We start from the raw sequence: 13720 nt of genomic DNA, 5'->3' as shown, positions 1-13720 counted from the left end.
CTCCCGCGTCGCGCCGGTACGCCTGCTCGCCGCGGCCGGTGTCGCCGTGGCCGCCGGCAGCGGGGCGCTGCGGGACGCCGCCAACGAAGTCGGCAGGGGCGACCCGTTGGAGGCCGCCTATCTGCTCGCCTCGCACGGCGAGGCCCGGCCGGCCGCCGCCTACGACGCGGTCTGCGGCCAGGCACGGGCGGCGATGGGCCTGCCGGAGGTGCGGGTGGAGGCGGGCTTCCCGGCGGAACTGCTGGCGGTGCGCGGTACGGAGCTGGCGGGGGCGCTGTCCCTCGCGTACAGCCGGATCGTGGTGCACCGGGGGCGGCTGGTGGCACGCACGAGCGCGGTGCGCGAGTACTGCGACTTCACGGGCACGTCGGAGTTCGGTCTGCCCCGGCAGTCACAGGGCTGACGCAGGCGCTGACACAGGGCTGACGCGGAGCTGAGCCGACGTGCCTGACGTGCGGTCAGCGCGCCTGTCCGTGCCGGGCAGCGCGGGGCGGCGCCGGGCAGGCGTACGGTCGGGGCATGCGCACAGTCATCGCTGGTGGACACGGTCAGATCGCGCTGCGGCTGGAGCGGCTGCTCGCCGGGCGCGGGAGCCACGGAAGCTCCGTCGCGGGCATCATCCGCACGCCGGAACAGGCGGAGGCGCTGATCGCGGCCGGCGCCGAACCGGTCGTACTCGATCTGGAGAGCGCCACCCTCGAGGAGGTCACCGCCTGTCTGCGGGGCGCCGACGCGGTGGTCTTCGCCGCGGGTGCGGGGCCGGGCAGCGGTGTGGAGCGGAAGGAGACCGTCGACCGCGCCGCGGCCGTCCTGTGTGCGGACGCGGCGGAACGTGCGGGCGTCCGGCGTTTCATCGTCGTCTCCTCCATGGGCGCCGACGCCGCCCTCACCGAGCCGCCGCCCGGAATGGACCCGGTCTTCGCCGCCTACTCGCGCGCCAAGGGCGCCGCCGACGACGCGGTACGTGCCCGCGACACCCTCGACTGGACGGTGCTGCGACCGGGGCGGCTGACGAACGAGCCCGGCACCGGCCGGGTGCGGCTCGCCGAACGGACCGGGCGCGACGAGGTGACCCGCGATGACGTGGCCGCGGTGCTGGCCGCGCTGCTGGACGAACCGGCCACGGCCGGGCTGACGCTGGAGCTGGTCGGCGGCGGAACCGGCGACCCCACGGTCACCGACGCTGTCGGGGCGGTCGCGCGGCGCTGACGGGCGGCTCGGTCTCCTCACGGCCACGACGCAGCTTGGCGAGCTCGGCGTTGAACTGGGCGCCGCAGAGCAGCGCGAGGTTGGACACCCACAGCCACACGAAGAAGACGACGATCCCGGCGAGCGATCCGTACAGCCGGTGGAACGTACCGACGTTCGAGGCGTAGAGCGCGAAGCCCAGGGAGGCGACGAGCCACAGCAGCACGGCGAGCGCACCGCCCAGCGCGCCCTTCCGCGCGCCGTGCGTGCCGGCCGGTCCGGACCGGAAGAGGATCAGCACCAGCACCGCGACCAGGCACAGCAGCAGTGGCCACCGCATGGTCCGCCAGGCGTTCGCGGCCATCTCGTCCATGCCGAGGAATCCGCCGATGCCACGGGCGACGTCGCCGCTCAGCACCAGCACGAAGACGCTGGAGATGAGCAGCGCCAGCAGTGCCAGGGCCGTGAGAACGATGCGCGGCGCCGTCCGCCACAGCGGGCGGTGGTCCTTGACGCCGTGCATCGCGTGCAGGGCGCGGCGAAAGACGCTGAGGTAGCTGGAGGCGGACCACAGTGAGCCGACCGTACCGAAGACCGCGAGCAGCCAGGCCGCGGTGTGCTGTTCGGCCATGCCCTTCAGCACGCCCGCCATGAAGTCGCCGGACTGTGCGGGCAGCACGACGGTGACCCGGTCGATCAGCTGTTGCGTCGCGCCCGAAGGAGCGACGCCCATCGCCGAGACGGTGACGAGCAGCGCGGGGAAGATCGCGAGCACCGCGTAGTAGGTGAGCGCGGCGGCCCAGTCCATGACGTCGTCGTTCCAGACGGAGACCGGCGTACGGCGCAGGGCCCGGCCACAGTCGGCGCGGCTGGGCAGGAGGGCGGCAGTCCGCGTGGCGGGCGGGCCGGCGGCCCGGCTCGCGCCCTCCCCGTCCGCCCGCACCCCGGCTCCTGCCCCGACTTCCGCCCCAGCGCCTGCCACTGCCCCTGTCACTGCCCCTGCCTCTGGCCCGGTCACGCGCGCACTCACTCGGGTTTCCTTGTCTCGTTCACGTTCATATGCCGCTGTCGTACGAATGGCGTCTGGCCGGGACCGCTGCCCGGGAAACATCGTGCACGCTCCTCGCTCAGCCGCCGCCGAGGATGATCAGGATGAACAGCAGGCAGCACAGAATGTTGACCAGCCAACTGTGCGAGTTGAGCCAGTCCCTGACCCTCGGCATCGCCGCCTTCATCCAGGGGTGGAAAAGGGTGAACGCGAGAAGCGGGAGAGCCGCGATCAGCAGCACCGCACCCAGGAACGGCAGCACCCCAAGATAGCCCGGCCCCTGGGTTCGCAGACTGATGCCCACGGTGAGCATGATCAGTACGTCCGACGGCATCAGCACGATCAGCAGCAGCCCGGTGCGCAGGGCCCGGCCGGCGTCGGCGGTGAGCAGCGACCCCAGCCATTTCGGCGGCTCGGCGGTCCGCCGCCCCAGATAGTTCTTGACGGCCAGTCCCGCCAGCAACGCGATCAGGGCGTACTGGATGATCCGGCCCACGGAACCGCGATCGGAGGAGTCGCCGAGACCGCCCTGGAGGTCCATCAGGGTGGCCAGCCCGTAGGCCGCGGCCGTACCGGCGACGGTGGAGATCAGGACGCCGGCGACGAAGGCGCCGGAGAGCCGGTAGGGCCGTGGGGCCGTGGTGAAGATGATGGCCGAGATGATCTGCGGTCCGGCCAGCATGGTGATCGACAGCGGCAGCACATCGAGGGTCACGACGATTCCTTCGGTCGTCCGTCGTCCTTCGTCCGTCGTCCGTGGAGCGGGCGGACGGGCTCGGCACCAGTCTGCGCACCGGTGGCGGATGGCGCGCGCCGGGGCTTCGGGCCCGTTCAGCCCGTGTGAGCAGGCAAAACGGCTCCCCGAGCGAGCGACCGAAACCAGTGCCAAACTGGGGCATAAGCACCTGAACAGGTGAAGGCAGAGGTTGCAGTAAGGAGGGTCCCCTCATGGTCACTCATGCCAGTGGAGCGCATGCGGGTACCGTCGCCCGCAGTCCGAGCAGGAGCATGATGGTCAGCGGCTGGACGATGCTCGCCAGCGTGCTGATGATCTTCGGCGGCCTGCTCGCCGTGGCCACAGGTGTCGCGGCCCTGGGCGAGGACGCCGTATTCGCCTCGACGCAGGATTACGCGTTCGAGTACAGCCTTACGGGCTGGGGCTGGATCCATCTCACCCTGGGCGCCGTGATCGTGGTCGCCGGCTTGGCACTGACGACCGGAGCGATGTGGGCCCGCGTGGTCGGCATCACGCTCGCCGGCCTGGGCATGCTGGCGAACTTCATGTGGCTGCCGCACTCTCCGGTGTGGGCGGTCATTCTGCTGGCGATCGACGTCTTCATCATCTGGGCGCTCTGCGCCGGCATGGGGTCCCGATCGAGAACGGGAACCTAGCGGCCCCTCAGGAACGGCCCCGGACCAGGCAATTCGCCGGCCCGGGGCCGTTTCGTGCGGGGACCGGGCTCCGACGAGGACCGCACAGAGGGCGGAGGACTCACGGTTCACCCGTCCGGCAGCGCCGGCCCGGCAGGAACTCGACCGCTCCGCGCGGGCTTGCCGGGGCCGTCGGCGATCTGCGCGCGGACCGGCTGAATTGCGGACGTGTGGGGCGCGTGCTCAGATCACGGGTGGACGCATAAAACGGACATCTATACGCCGTGGGCGTCCCCGAGCGATCCACGTGTCGTGGCTAGCTCCGTCACATTCCTCGATCTCCCAGGAGGTGCCATGTCGAAACGTCTCATGCGCTCCATCGCACCCGTGCTGCTGTGCGCGGCTCCGCTCGCCGTCACCCTGCTCAGCACCCCGGCACAAGCCGCCACCCCGCCCTCGGTCACGAGCCACGACCCCGGGCCGAAGTCGGAGAAGCCGGACCCCGCGTGGAAGGAGCGGTACGAGCGGATCCACGAGCCGAGAGAGAAGTCCGAGCAGCGCGAACTGGCGCGGGAGCGCAGGCAGGGCGGCCGCTAGTCCGGGCCGGACCGGGGACCGGTGCGGGGTGTGCAGGCCCCGCTACCGGTCCTCGCGGCTGTCCCGGCCGTCCCCGGCCGTCCCGGGGCCGCACCCGCCGGGCTGCCGCGTCTGCGTCAGCTCAGCAACCGCTGCCAGTCGGACTGGGTGAGCGCGTCGGCCGAGGGGGCTTTGCCGCGGTCCTTGCGCAGGAGCGTACGGACGGCCTGGTCGACGTCGGCGCTCCCGCCCGTACGCGCGGAGGGCGTGATCAGCGGCCAGATGTCGGACCCGAGGTAGCCGGTCTCGTCGGCCTTGCTGTGGTGCATGGCCGAGCAGGCGTGCTGTTCGATCCCGTGCCGGCCGGCCAGTTCGGCCACCGCCTGCTTGGTGGTGATGCCGAAGACGCCGTCCACGGGCACGGCGTCGAAACCCTTCGCACGCAGCAGGTACTGGGCGGCTCGCACCTGCGGACCGACCGCTCCGGGCTTCAGCAGCGGCCAGGCGAGAAGCGCGCCGGTGGGCGCCACGCCGAGGGCTTTGCCCACCGCGTCCCGCAGCTCCTGCAGTCGCCCGTAGAGGACGGTGCCGGGGCACTCCGTGGAGTTGAAGTCCCGGTGGCCCTTGATGTTCTTCAGATCCGTGCCGTACTGGCTCGCGATCCACGCCACCAGCTGGACCAGGGAGTCCCACAGGGCCTGCGGTACGTCCACGCTGGTGTAGAGACCCTCGTTCTCGATCCCGATGACCTCGCTGTTGTGGCCGCCGACGTTGGCACCCTGCACGTGCTGGGTGCCGCCGCGGACCACACCCAGGCTCTTGTGCCGCCCCTCGAGCATGTATCCGCCGCGGCTGTTGGTGAACTGCTGCCCGCTGTCGGCCCAGCCTCTGACGTCCATGTGGAAGTTCTGGATGCTCCGGCAGATCTGTTTCGCGTGCTCCAGCGAGTAGTCCTCGCTGTTCCCGCCGGCGGTGTGGTGGACGACGATGTAGGTCGGGACGTGGTTCTGGACGACGATGCTGCTGGAGGGCGGGCGGGCGCCCCACTCCACGGTGCTGTAGATGCGCGGCTCGGCGGCCTTGGCGGGCGCCGCGCTCCGCGAGCGGTACGACCCGGCCGTTCCGGCGGCGTTCGCGGTGCCGGCGGCGGTCAGGCCGATCGCTCCGGCGGCGGTGGCAGCCGCGCCACCGCGCAGCAGTGCGCGACGGTCGAAGCCTGGCTGTGCAGCCATCTCGATCTCCTTCTGGAGTAGGACCGGTGGCTCGCTCGCTCGGAGTTCCGTCACCGATACGTGGGGGGACCCGTGGCGGAGAGGGCAGCTCTCCCTACTCCTCCACGGGCTGACATCGGTTCCGCGCCTCGCCAGTTAAGACAGCCCGTCATGAACCCGACAACCCCATCGGGCCAACGCCGTGGGATTTCCACCGGGTTCTGAAAGAAACACGGGCCACGAATCACCTGTAGCAGAGCGAACCGGACCCCGCCTCCCGTGGTCCGCCCGGTGGCAGCGGCCGACCCGGCCCGCTCAGGGAGTTCGCAGCTGCGCCCAGACGGTCTTGCCGGGTGCCGCGAGCCGGGGCGCAGCGCCCCATCGGGTGGCGAGCGCGGCCACCAACAGCAGCCCGCGGCCCGACTCGGCGTCACCGGGCGGCTCCTGCGGGGACAGCAGCGGCACCCGTTCGGTGCGGCTGTCGGTCACTTCGATGCGTACGTCGACGGTGGGTTCGGCGGTCGAGGTCAGCCGGAGATGGAAGTCCCGGCCGGGGACATGCCCGTGCCGTACGGCATTGGCGGTCAGCTCCGCCGCGATGAGGGTGACGGTCTCGTTCACCGCTGAGTCGTACGGATGGCCCCATTCGTCGAGCCGGTGCGAAACGAGTCGGCGCGCGAGGCGGGCCCCGCGCGGCGTGGAAGTGAAGCGCATCGCGAACTCCCGGCCGGCTCCGGAAGAGCGGACGGCGGCCGGAGCGGGTGCCGGACTGGTGGGTTCCATGCGTCAGAGACTGCCGAGTCCAAAGGTCGCTGACCAGCAATGACGCGTGTACGTAGGGGCGTTGTACGCCCGCCCCCGGCGGCGTAGGCGCCCGCCGCGTGGCGAACTCCCCAGCGGGTGGCGACCGGTGAGCATTTGCACTGTTCCCGGGGCATAGGGACACACACTGACGTAGCGTGACGGACGTGGGCACCTACACGGAGTAGCGGTACGCGCGTGGACGCCACGAGTACGAGGCGCGGGGCGTGACCGGCCCGCACGGGGCCGCGTTGCGGCGGTGGAGGTGGCGCAGATGAGTGAACACCAGCCGGACGAGGGCCCGCAGGGGGAGTCCGAGCCAGGCTCGGGCGTACTGCACGTTTTCGGCCGCCAGCTCAAGAGGTTCCGGGTACGGGCGGGACTGGAACGACCCGATCTCGGCGCGGCGACCGGCTATTCGCCGTCGACCATCGCCTCGTACGAGCAGGGCCGCCGCGTACCGCCGCCCACGTTCATCGACAAGGCCGACGAGGTACTGGACGCGGGCGGCGTCCTCCAGGAGATGAAGGACGAGGTCCAACGGGCCCAGTATCCGGCCTTCTTCCGCGACGCGGCGAGGCTGGAGGCGGAGGCGGTCGAACTGCACGTATACGCCAACCAGGCCGTCCCGGGGCTGTTGCAGACGGAGGAGTACGCGCGAGCGGTGTTCGCGATGATGCGCCCTCCCTTGGATGATGAGGTGGTTGAGGAGCGGGCGGCTGCCCGGCTGGCTCGCCAGACCATCTTCGAGCGGCCCCCCATGCCGCTCATGAGCTTCGTGATCGATGAGTCAGTTCTGCGGAGGCCGATCGGTGGACGCGATGTTCTGCGCGGTCAGTTGGAGCAGGTCCTCCTCATCGGCCAAAGGCGGACGGTGGAAGTGCAGATCATGCCGCTCGACCGGGACGAAAACGCTGGCCTTGCCGGCCCTTTCACCTTGATCGAAATCAAGAACGGGCGCAGGATCGCGTACGTTGAGGTGCAGAACGTGAGCCACGTGCACACAGAACGGCAATCCGTCCGAGGGCTGGAAGCCAAGTACGGGATTCTTCGTGCACAGGCGCTCACGCCTCGGGAATCCATGGCGTACGTCGAGAAGTTGCTGGGGGAACTATGAGAGGCGCTGCAGACGAGCGAACCACCAGCCGGCAGAGGTGGGTGAAGAGCAGTTACAGCGGCGGGGCAGGTGGCGAGTGCGTCGAGGTCGCCATGGCGTGGCACAAATCGAGCTACAGCAGCGAAGAGGGTGGCGAGTGTGTCGAGGTGGCGATGAGCCCCGTAGCCGTGCGCGTCCGGGACTCCAAGGACGCCGCGGGTCCGGAACTGGCGCTGGCCCCGGACGCCTGGTCGGCCTTCCTGACGTTCGCGTCGACGCAGAGCCGCTGACCGCCTCGCCCCTGCGCGCCCTGCCGGGTCAGCGCGAGGCCGCCCGCACGCACCCACCCACAGGGCCGCGTGCAGGCCTTCTTCAGTCGGTTTCGCGCGGGTCGAACGACTTCGTGTCGACGATCAGCGGCTCCGGGAAGGCGGCTGCGATGCCGTCCCACCGGACGAACTTGAAGTTCGTGCCTTCCCGCTCGCCGTCCGCCGGAGTCGCCTCGCCGTCATGAGTGACCAGCACTCCCTTGGGGAACGTCCTGCCCAGCGGAACGTTGAGGGCCATGGCGCCGTCGGAGTGCTGGACTCCGTCGGCGGCCGGGCCGTCCGTGACGGCGAACGACCCGATGTAGGAGGTACGGCCGTCGCGCCCGTAGACGGCGAAGGTGTCGTCGCCCTGGCTGGAGGCGAGGACATAGCCCTTGCCCCCGGCAGCGTGGTAGACCGTGACGCCCTCGGCGTCGGCGCTCAGGTGCGTACCGCCGTGGCCGGGGTCGTTCGCGGTGTCGAGCACGCACTCCTCCTTCGCGGCGTCATACGTCCACGGCACGCCGTACTCGCGCACCTTGTCGAACAGGGCGGGGGTGCCGAACTCCTCGTCGTCGAGGTCGATTCGCCACAGACCCACGTCCTCCTGGGCCGCGTAGAGCACCCGTTCCTCCTGGTCGACGGCCATCCCCTCGACCTGGGCCCGTTCGCCGGGGTCCGCGCACGGAGTCCACGGTTTCCCGTCCGGCAGCCTGAACGAGCCGGGCAGGTCGACGGCGTCCTCGGTGGCGTAGCCGATCCTGCCGTTCACGTCCTTGAGCTGAAGCAGCTTGAGCCGGGTCTCCTCACGCTGCGAGACGACCGCGTACGCGTCGCCGTCGTGGCTGAACGAGGCGAGTCCGTACGCGGTGCGCTGCTCGTCCACCTCCGCCTCGTCCTTGGCGAAGACCGGGCCGACGCCGGCGGCGGTGACCTCGGTCAGCGGCGGCTCTCCGGCGGCCGCGGCCGCCGGAGAGATGGCATAGGCGCGCAGCCGGTCCCGGCCGCGGTCGCTGACGAGGGCCAGGTCGGTCCTGCGGCCGTCCAACTCGAAGCCGTAGACGATGTCGACGTTGTTGAACCGGCCCGCCTCCGCCCCCTCACCGGGTGCGGGCGGTGCGTCGATGTGCTGGAGCCGGCGGCCGTTCAGCCCGTACACGTCGAGACCGGCGTCCTTGAGGGTGGCCACGACGAGGCTGCGCCCGGCGTTGGCGGGGTCGACCCAGACGGCCGGGTCATCGGCGTCGGCGTTACCGCCCGCCTCGTCGTCGTGCACGGCCGCGGTCTCGACGGCGGCCGTGGTCCGCACCGGCTCCGGGGCGCCGGCGGCCAGGGCGGCCGGTGCGGTGGTGACGAACAGTAAGGCGGCCAGAGCGGCGGCGCTCCGGATGGCGGTGGGACGGGCAGTGGTGGTGCGGGCGGCACGGGCGGTGGAAGGTGTCACGACTCTCCTCGGGTGAAACAGGGGGAAGGGGAACCTGCACCTGAGTGGTGAACTCCCCTCCACCGCCGGGCAACTGAGAACCGATCAGGAAATGACCGTTGTGATGACGGCGGGTCGATTCCTGAAGGGCTCAGAAGGCGAAGACGCTCCCTCCGGCCTTGTTCTGCATGCAGGGATTGGCGAAGGTGTGCTGCCAGGACACCCTCTGTCCCTTCCACACGCCGTCCGCGGTAACGACGACCGGGTCCCAGATCCTCGTACACACCACTCCCGGCGCACCGGCCGCCACGAGCTGCTGGAACTGTCCGTCGACGGAGCGCACTTCCGCGCACGCACGGTCGGCGGCCGGGTGGCTGCCGCCGGCTTTCGGCGCGCAGCTCAGCACCACGGCCCGCTCGACCCCCGCGGTCGCCGCGTCCGCGCCCTTGCCGACGGTCAGGACCAGCGCCGACGGCGCGTAGAGGCTGTCCGCCCCGACGGAGTCGGCGTGTGCGACACCGCCCCCGACGCCCGTGACACAGCCGACGGCGAGCGCGGCCGCCGCTCCCAGGACCTTGATGCTGTACCGCATTCCGAACACTCCTTGGCTTGAGATCGCAAATACCGGACGCCCAGGACTCTTGCGCAAGCCCGGCGCGGACGCACATCGATCGATCGCTTTCGGTCCCGGATCGCTTACCGAGTGTTGGCCGATTGCGGATCGGGCCAGGTCGGAGCCGGCGCCAAGTCATCGACCGCCTGTCCATCATGTGGACAAAGTGGTTGTGGTTTAATCCGATACATCTTTCTGACCTGCGACGATGTTGCTTGACGCGCTTCCTGGTCGACGCATCTCGACCGAAAAGCGCCGCTTCCGGGAGCACCGGGAGCATCTGATGCCCCCGTATCAGTGGACGGACCGCAATCCGGCTGCCCGCTTGGCCGTGATCGACGTCTTCGCGAAGAGGCGTGGGAAGAGCGCGCCCGTTGCTGTCGCTCGGGGCTCGCGGCTGCGTCTCCGCTCCTGCCTTCGGCCCGCGTCGCGGCCGGCAGGCGAGATGCTGCCCGAGTCGCGACAGCTTACGAACAGCCACTGATCTCTGGCCCCAAGGAGCTCCAGCTCAAAGCCGCTCCGCCGCCCCAGCGGACCGTGCACAATCGAACGATGGTGCGGAACAGAGCTAGGACGCTGCACGATTTGGCCGAGCTGCAACGAGTCCTCACGCTAGTTCTTGACCACGTCGACCCGGACGCCGCAGGACTCGAATACCGACTGGTCGGCACCGGCGCCGCGTTGGCGCAGGGCGTCCGACTTCCCGTCGGCGATGTGGACGTCCTCGTGCCCCGGCGAGGCGATGTCGACACGATTGCAGCCGCGTTGTCTGGGTTCCGGTGCCTGGACTCGCCAGCTTGGCTTTCCGAGGCTCGGCAGTATTTCGCACGGTTTGAGGTGGATGAGATCCAAGTGGAGATCAGCACCATCGAGTGGCCGGCCGACACTGACACGTTCGAGTGCGTGGGGAGAGGCCCTTGGGAGCACTTCGTTCCGGTCAGCTTCGGCAAACACGTCGCTCCCGTGGTCGGCCTAGAGCTGCGATTGGTCTCTGAGCTTGTGCGAGACCGTCCCGAGCGGTACGAGCCGCTCATCGAGCACATGCGGCTCCACGGTGCAGACCTTCAACTCGTACAGAGAGCTATGAGTGAGCGGAAAGTGGATCCGGTCACTCATCAACGCGTCCTTGATCAATTTCAGTCCCGGTAGTTGGAGACCACGGCACTCACGATTGCCTGGGCCGTCGAAGGGCCGTCGAAGGATGGCCAACGGTGACCGACCTCGGCCCGCTCGTTCAGGTGCAGCAGTCGCATCCCGGGGCGCAGCCGCAGGCAGCCGGCTTGGAAGCTGGTGCCGCGTGGGTCGTTGGTACGGCGCAGCATCCCTTGCCCTGCCATGCGTCGCGGCCTTCCTTTACCGCGACGGCAGCGATGATCAGTGCCGCGACGGGGTCTGCCCAGGCCCAGCCCACGGTCGCGTTGGCCAGCAAGCCGATCAGCAGCACCCCGGAGAGGTAGGTGCACAGCAGGGTCTGCTTGGAGTCGGCTACGACTGAGGCGGAGCCGAGTTCACGGCCGGCGCGGCGCTGCGCGGCGGAGAGGAACGGCATGACCGCCAGCGACAAGGCGGCGAGGACAATGCCGGGGATTGATCGGTCTGCGTCCGAGGTGCCCAGGAGGGCGCGGATGGCGTCGACGGCGACGTAGGCGGCGAGCGCGAAGAAGGAGAGCGCGATGATCCGCAGGGCCCGCTGCTCTCTTGCCTCGCGTACGGAGTGGTCGCGGGCAGAGAACTGCCAGGCGACCGCGGCAGCCGAAGAGACCTCGATGACGGAATCCAGGCCAAAGCCGATCAGCGCGGTGGACGAGGCCAGGCTGCCGGCCGTGATGGCCACGACCGCTTCGATGATGTTGTAGGTGATGGTGGCCGCTACCAGCATCCGGATACGGCGACTCAGCGTTTCGCGGCGATCCGGGGACGGGCCGAGCGATATCGCGGCCATGTCAGCAGCAGACCTTCTCATCGGCATCGGGACAGGTACGACCCGCCTCCACTGCCACCACCGCTGTTCGCAAATCGTCCAGCGCGTGCCCCAGGCGGAGATCGGCGAGTTCGTAGCGGGTCCGCCGGCCAACCGGCACAGCGACGACCAGTCCGCAGTCACGGAGACAGGCCAGATGGTTGGACAGCCGCGTACGAGAGATCCCCAGAGCGTCCGCCAGATCGGACGGATGAGCCGGGGCCTCCCGCAGGGCGAGTAGCAACCGGCAGCGGATCGGATCGGCGAGCGCGCGGCCGAAACGGGACAGCACCTCGACCTCGGGAACGATGGACAGCATTCCGCGACAGTACACGCATTCGTGAATTCACGGTACGCTGACCCGTGGGGTCAAGGGGCACTACGTGCGGGGAAGGAATCCGCGCAGCGGTTGTTCGTTCTGGACGCTCGGCACGCTCTCACTGACCGTGACGCTCGTGGCTGTCCTCCTCGGGTGAGCCCAACGGCGGCTGCGTTCAAGCTGCACTCTCCCTTAAGACACTCCCGTGCCTTGCCGGGCGCAACCATGGGCCGTTGCGGGATGTCGAAGAGATGAGGGGTCTCAAGAGGGGGAGCGCCATGGGCAAAGCCATGTACGAGGAGAGGTCCCGGAACCCGTTTGCTGCCACGGTACGGCTTGACCCAGAGGTGTTGTTGATCGGCTTTCGGCCCACCGGCATGGAGGAGTTGCATTTGCTGGCCATGGCCGATGCGTTCCTGCGGGGTAAGTGGCTGGGCGGTGGCGGCACAGAGCGTCCGCTGTGGCACCTCCCGACGGCTCACGGCATTGTGCCGGTGACCCGCGTATCCGGGTCGGCCAAGCCGATACGGGTGCGCCGGGCAGCCGAGTTCGCAGCGACGCTGGGGCAGTTCGCGGTGCAGCAGTGCGGCGGTCCGGAGGAGGTTGCTCGCGCAGCTCAGCGGGCTGCGGAGGACGGCGTCCCGCTCTGGATCGCGCGGCGCTTCGCTTACGGGCCCACCGGCTCTGTCATGGTGGCGGTGGACCGGCGTTCTGTACGGGTCGACGTGCTGGCGGAGGGGGTCCCGGCCGTACGCATACGGGCGCCGTACGGCGTGTCCCTTGACCGGCGGGACCCGTCACGGGGCTTGGTGATGACCGTCAGCGACGAGTGGGCCTCGCTGGCCGTCAGCCGCCGCCCGTGGTTGGACTCGCTGGGAGGCTACGTGAGCGTCGAGATCCCGTGTCGGCGCTGGGAGTTGAGACGTCACCGCGGGCGCAGCTCGGACCTGACCTGCAACGGGCTACTGGTCGCACGGCTGACCCGGCCCGATCCGATCACCACGTACGAGAAACCCCTGCTGCTGCCGTTGGCGACCGTGGAGTTCGCGAACGCCACCCCCGACCCGCTCGACGCCGTTGTGGCCCACACTCTCGCGGTTGCCTTCGGCCTCGGCACGGGCACTGGCACCGTCCGGTTCGGGTCGCGCACTCCTCTGCCGGACGCCCGGGATCCGGTCGTGTGGGAGGAGTCCTGGTTCACTGGCGTGGGCACGGGTCCCGACGACTCCGGCCCGGGCAGCCGTGGCGATGGCTGGGGCGGCGGTGACGGAGGCGGAGGCGGTGATGGAAGTGGTGACGGAGGCGGAGACGGAGGCGGAGACGGAGGCGGTGACGGAGGCGGGTGACACGGCCCCGCCTCCGCCGATGCCGGGGTCGCCCGTCACGCCCCGCCTCCTGGCCGGTGGCCTACAGCAGACCAGCTTGCGAACTGTGCCATCCCCGACCGTCCGGCCCCGCGACTCCCCTAGCCCATGGCCCTCACCGTCGCGCTGACGGCTGAGTCGGCCCCACGGTTGCCCCATAACCGCAGGTGGAGGCCAGCAATCCCGTCCACGTCTCGTCCAGAGAGCCTGGTAGAGAGCGTGATCCAACGGCGCACAGGGAGACTGTGCACTTACGGCACCCTGCACAGCAGAAGGCCCCTGCCTGCGTTTACGCAGGTCAGGGGCCCTTTGCGTTCCTGTGGCGGCGCCAGGATTCGAACCTGGGAAGGCTGAGCCGGCAGATTTACAGTCTGCTCCCTTTGGCCACTCGGGCACACCGCCTGGGATTGCTGCCCGGACCCGCTCAGGGCGGTGCTCCGCG

General features: G+C 69.8%; 15 protein-coding genes, 1 tRNA gene and 1 pseudogene. 8 read left to right on the top strand and 9 right to left on the bottom strand.

What is annotated here, in order from left to right:
* Positions 1–403: pseudogene (locus ACRDP3_RS09045) on the top strand (hydrolase); the annotation flags it as partial.
* A 116-nt stretch (positions 404–519) separates the two neighbouring features.
* Entirely contained in the window at positions 520–1209 is a 690-nt protein-coding gene (locus ACRDP3_RS09040; protein WP_431516339.1) for an SDR family oxidoreductase, read from the top strand.
* Here the strand turns inward: ACRDP3_RS09040 and ACRDP3_RS09035 are convergent.
* Both ACRDP3_RS09035 and ACRDP3_RS09030 read right to left on the bottom strand, forming a co-directional pair.
* A complete protein-coding gene (locus ACRDP3_RS09035) occupies positions 1175–2131 on the bottom strand; it encodes a YihY/virulence factor BrkB family protein (protein ID WP_431516338.1) in 957 nt (318 codons plus the stop codon). The genes ACRDP3_RS09040 and ACRDP3_RS09035 overlap by 35 nt on opposite strands.
* A 184-nt stretch (positions 2132–2315) precedes the next feature.
* On the bottom strand, positions 2316–2951 hold the full coding sequence (locus tag ACRDP3_RS09030) for a GAP family protein (protein ID WP_431516337.1): 636 nt from the start codon (positions 2949–2951) through the stop codon (positions 2316–2318).
* 233 nt (positions 2952–3184) lie between these two features.
* Here ACRDP3_RS09030 and ACRDP3_RS09025 point away from each other — a divergent pair, with 233 nt between their 5' ends.
* Both ACRDP3_RS09025 and ACRDP3_RS09020 read left to right on the top strand, forming a co-directional pair.
* The gene (locus ACRDP3_RS09025) at positions 3185–3628 is read left to right on the top strand and encodes a DUF7144 family membrane protein (protein ID WP_431516336.1); all 444 of its coding nucleotides are present in this window, start codon (positions 3185–3187) and stop codon (positions 3626–3628) included.
* A 333-nt stretch (positions 3629–3961) separates the two neighbouring features.
* The gene (locus tag ACRDP3_RS09020; protein ID WP_431516335.1) at positions 3962–4204 is read left to right on the top strand and encodes a hypothetical protein; all 243 of its coding nucleotides are present in this window, start codon (positions 3962–3964) and stop codon (positions 4202–4204) included.
* Between the two features lie 116 nt (positions 4205–4320).
* On the opposite strand, the gene ACRDP3_RS09015 is transcribed toward ACRDP3_RS09020, so the two are convergent.
* Both ACRDP3_RS09015 and ACRDP3_RS09010 read right to left on the bottom strand, forming a co-directional pair.
* Positions 4321–5415, bottom strand: a complete 1095-nt coding sequence (locus tag ACRDP3_RS09015; protein WP_431516334.1) for a peptidoglycan recognition protein family protein — start codon at positions 5413–5415, stop codon at positions 4321–4323.
* A 294-nt stretch (positions 5416–5709) separates the two neighbouring features.
* Positions 5710–6177 carry an ATP-binding protein gene (locus ACRDP3_RS09010; RefSeq protein WP_431516333.1) on the bottom strand — a complete coding sequence of 156 codons (468 nt, stop codon included), beginning with the start codon at positions 6175–6177 and terminating at the stop codon, positions 5710–5712.
* Between the two features lie 292 nt (positions 6178–6469).
* Here ACRDP3_RS09010 and ACRDP3_RS09005 point away from each other — a divergent pair, with 292 nt between their 5' ends.
* Positions 6470–7312: a helix-turn-helix domain-containing protein gene (locus ACRDP3_RS09005; RefSeq protein ID WP_431516332.1), complete on the top strand. Its 843-nt coding sequence runs from the start codon at positions 6470–6472 to the stop codon at positions 7310–7312.
* Positions 7309–7581, top strand: coding sequence for a DUF397 domain-containing protein (locus tag ACRDP3_RS09000; RefSeq protein WP_431516331.1), 273 nt, complete (start codon positions 7309–7311; stop codon positions 7579–7581). Before ACRDP3_RS09005 ends, ACRDP3_RS09000 begins: the two co-directional genes overlap by 4 nt.
* Before the next feature lie 82 nt (positions 7582–7663).
* Here the strand turns inward: ACRDP3_RS09000 and ACRDP3_RS08995 are convergent, their stop codons facing one another.
* Complete coding sequence (locus tag ACRDP3_RS08995) at positions 7664–9043, bottom strand: phytase (RefSeq protein ID WP_431516330.1); 1380 nt, start codon at positions 9041–9043, stop codon at positions 7664–7666.
* A gap of 130 nt (positions 9044–9173) precedes the next feature.
* Positions 9174–9614: a subtilase-type protease inhibitor gene (locus ACRDP3_RS08990; protein ID WP_431516329.1), complete on the bottom strand. Its 441-nt coding sequence runs from the start codon at positions 9612–9614 to the stop codon at positions 9174–9176.
* Between the two features lie 573 nt (positions 9615–10187).
* Here ACRDP3_RS08990 and ACRDP3_RS08985 point away from each other — a divergent pair.
* A complete protein-coding gene (locus tag ACRDP3_RS08985) occupies positions 10188–10784 on the top strand; it encodes a hypothetical protein (RefSeq protein WP_431516328.1) in 597 nt (198 codons plus the stop codon).
* 85 nt (positions 10785–10869) lie between these two features.
* On the opposite strand, the gene ACRDP3_RS08980 is transcribed toward ACRDP3_RS08985, so the two are convergent.
* Together ACRDP3_RS08980 and ACRDP3_RS08975 are read right to left on the bottom strand one after the other, a co-directional pair.
* A complete protein-coding gene (locus tag ACRDP3_RS08980) occupies positions 10870–11577 on the bottom strand; it encodes a cation transporter (RefSeq protein WP_431516327.1) in 708 nt (235 codons plus the stop codon).
* Between the two features lies 1 nt (position 11578).
* Positions 11579–11914 (bottom strand): ArsR/SmtB family transcription factor, encoded by a 336-nt coding sequence (locus ACRDP3_RS08975; RefSeq protein WP_431516326.1) that lies wholly within the window; start codon positions 11912–11914, stop codon positions 11579–11581.
* 347 nt (positions 11915–12261) lie between these two features.
* Between ACRDP3_RS08975 and ACRDP3_RS08970 the strand changes: the two genes are divergently transcribed.
* Entirely contained in the window at positions 12262–13260 is a 999-nt protein-coding gene (locus ACRDP3_RS08970) for a hypothetical protein (protein ID WP_431516340.1), read from the top strand.
* A 338-nt stretch (positions 13261–13598) separates the two neighbouring features.
* Here ACRDP3_RS08970 and ACRDP3_RS08965 read toward each other — a convergent pair.
* Positions 13599–13680, bottom strand: a tRNA-Tyr gene (locus tag ACRDP3_RS08965).
* Positions 13681–13720 lie beyond the last annotated feature (40 nt).

Source organism: Streptomyces sp. (assembly GCF_050698815.1).
Taxonomy (GTDB): Bacteria; Actinomycetota; Actinomycetes; order Streptomycetales; family Streptomycetaceae; genus Streptomyces.
The sequence above is the reverse complement of the archived record's forward strand: the minus strand, read 5'-3'. Positions and strand labels throughout refer to the sequence as shown.

What these genes read in the sequence shown, in the direction of transcription:
- ACRDP3_RS09040 (WP_431516339.1), top strand. Translation starts at nt 520, where the DNA reads ATGCGCACAGTCATCGCTGGTGGACACGGTCAGATCGCGCTGCGGCTG.
- ACRDP3_RS09025 (WP_431516336.1), top strand. Translation starts at nt 3,185, where the DNA reads ATGGTCACTCATGCCAGTGGAGCGCATGCGGGTACCGTCGCCCGCAGT.
- ACRDP3_RS09020 (WP_431516335.1), top strand. Translation starts at nt 3,962, where the DNA reads ATGTCGAAACGTCTCATGCGCTCCATCGCACCCGTGCTGCTGTGCGCG.
- ACRDP3_RS09015 (WP_431516334.1), bottom strand. Translation starts at nt 5,415, where the DNA reads ATGGCTGCACAGCCAGGCTTCGACCGTCGCGCACTGCTGCGCGGTGGC.
- ACRDP3_RS09010 (WP_431516333.1), bottom strand. Translation starts at nt 6,177, where the DNA reads ATGGAACCCACCAGTCCGGCACCCGCTCCGGCCGCCGTCCGCTCTTCC.
- ACRDP3_RS09005 (WP_431516332.1), top strand. Translation starts at nt 6,470, where the DNA reads ATGAGTGAACACCAGCCGGACGAGGGCCCGCAGGGGGAGTCCGAGCCA.
- ACRDP3_RS09000 (WP_431516331.1), top strand. Translation starts at nt 7,309, where the DNA reads ATGAGAGGCGCTGCAGACGAGCGAACCACCAGCCGGCAGAGGTGGGTG.
- ACRDP3_RS08990 (WP_431516329.1), bottom strand. Translation starts at nt 9,614, where the DNA reads ATGCGGTACAGCATCAAGGTCCTGGGAGCGGCGGCCGCGCTCGCCGTC.
- ACRDP3_RS08985 (WP_431516328.1), top strand. Translation starts at nt 10,188, where the DNA reads ATGGTGCGGAACAGAGCTAGGACGCTGCACGATTTGGCCGAGCTGCAA.
- ACRDP3_RS08980 (WP_431516327.1), bottom strand. Translation starts at nt 11,577, where the DNA reads ATGGCCGCGATATCGCTCGGCCCGTCCCCGGATCGCCGCGAAACGCTG.
- ACRDP3_RS08975 (WP_431516326.1), bottom strand. Translation starts at nt 11,914, where the DNA reads ATGCTGTCCATCGTTCCCGAGGTCGAGGTGCTGTCCCGTTTCGGCCGC.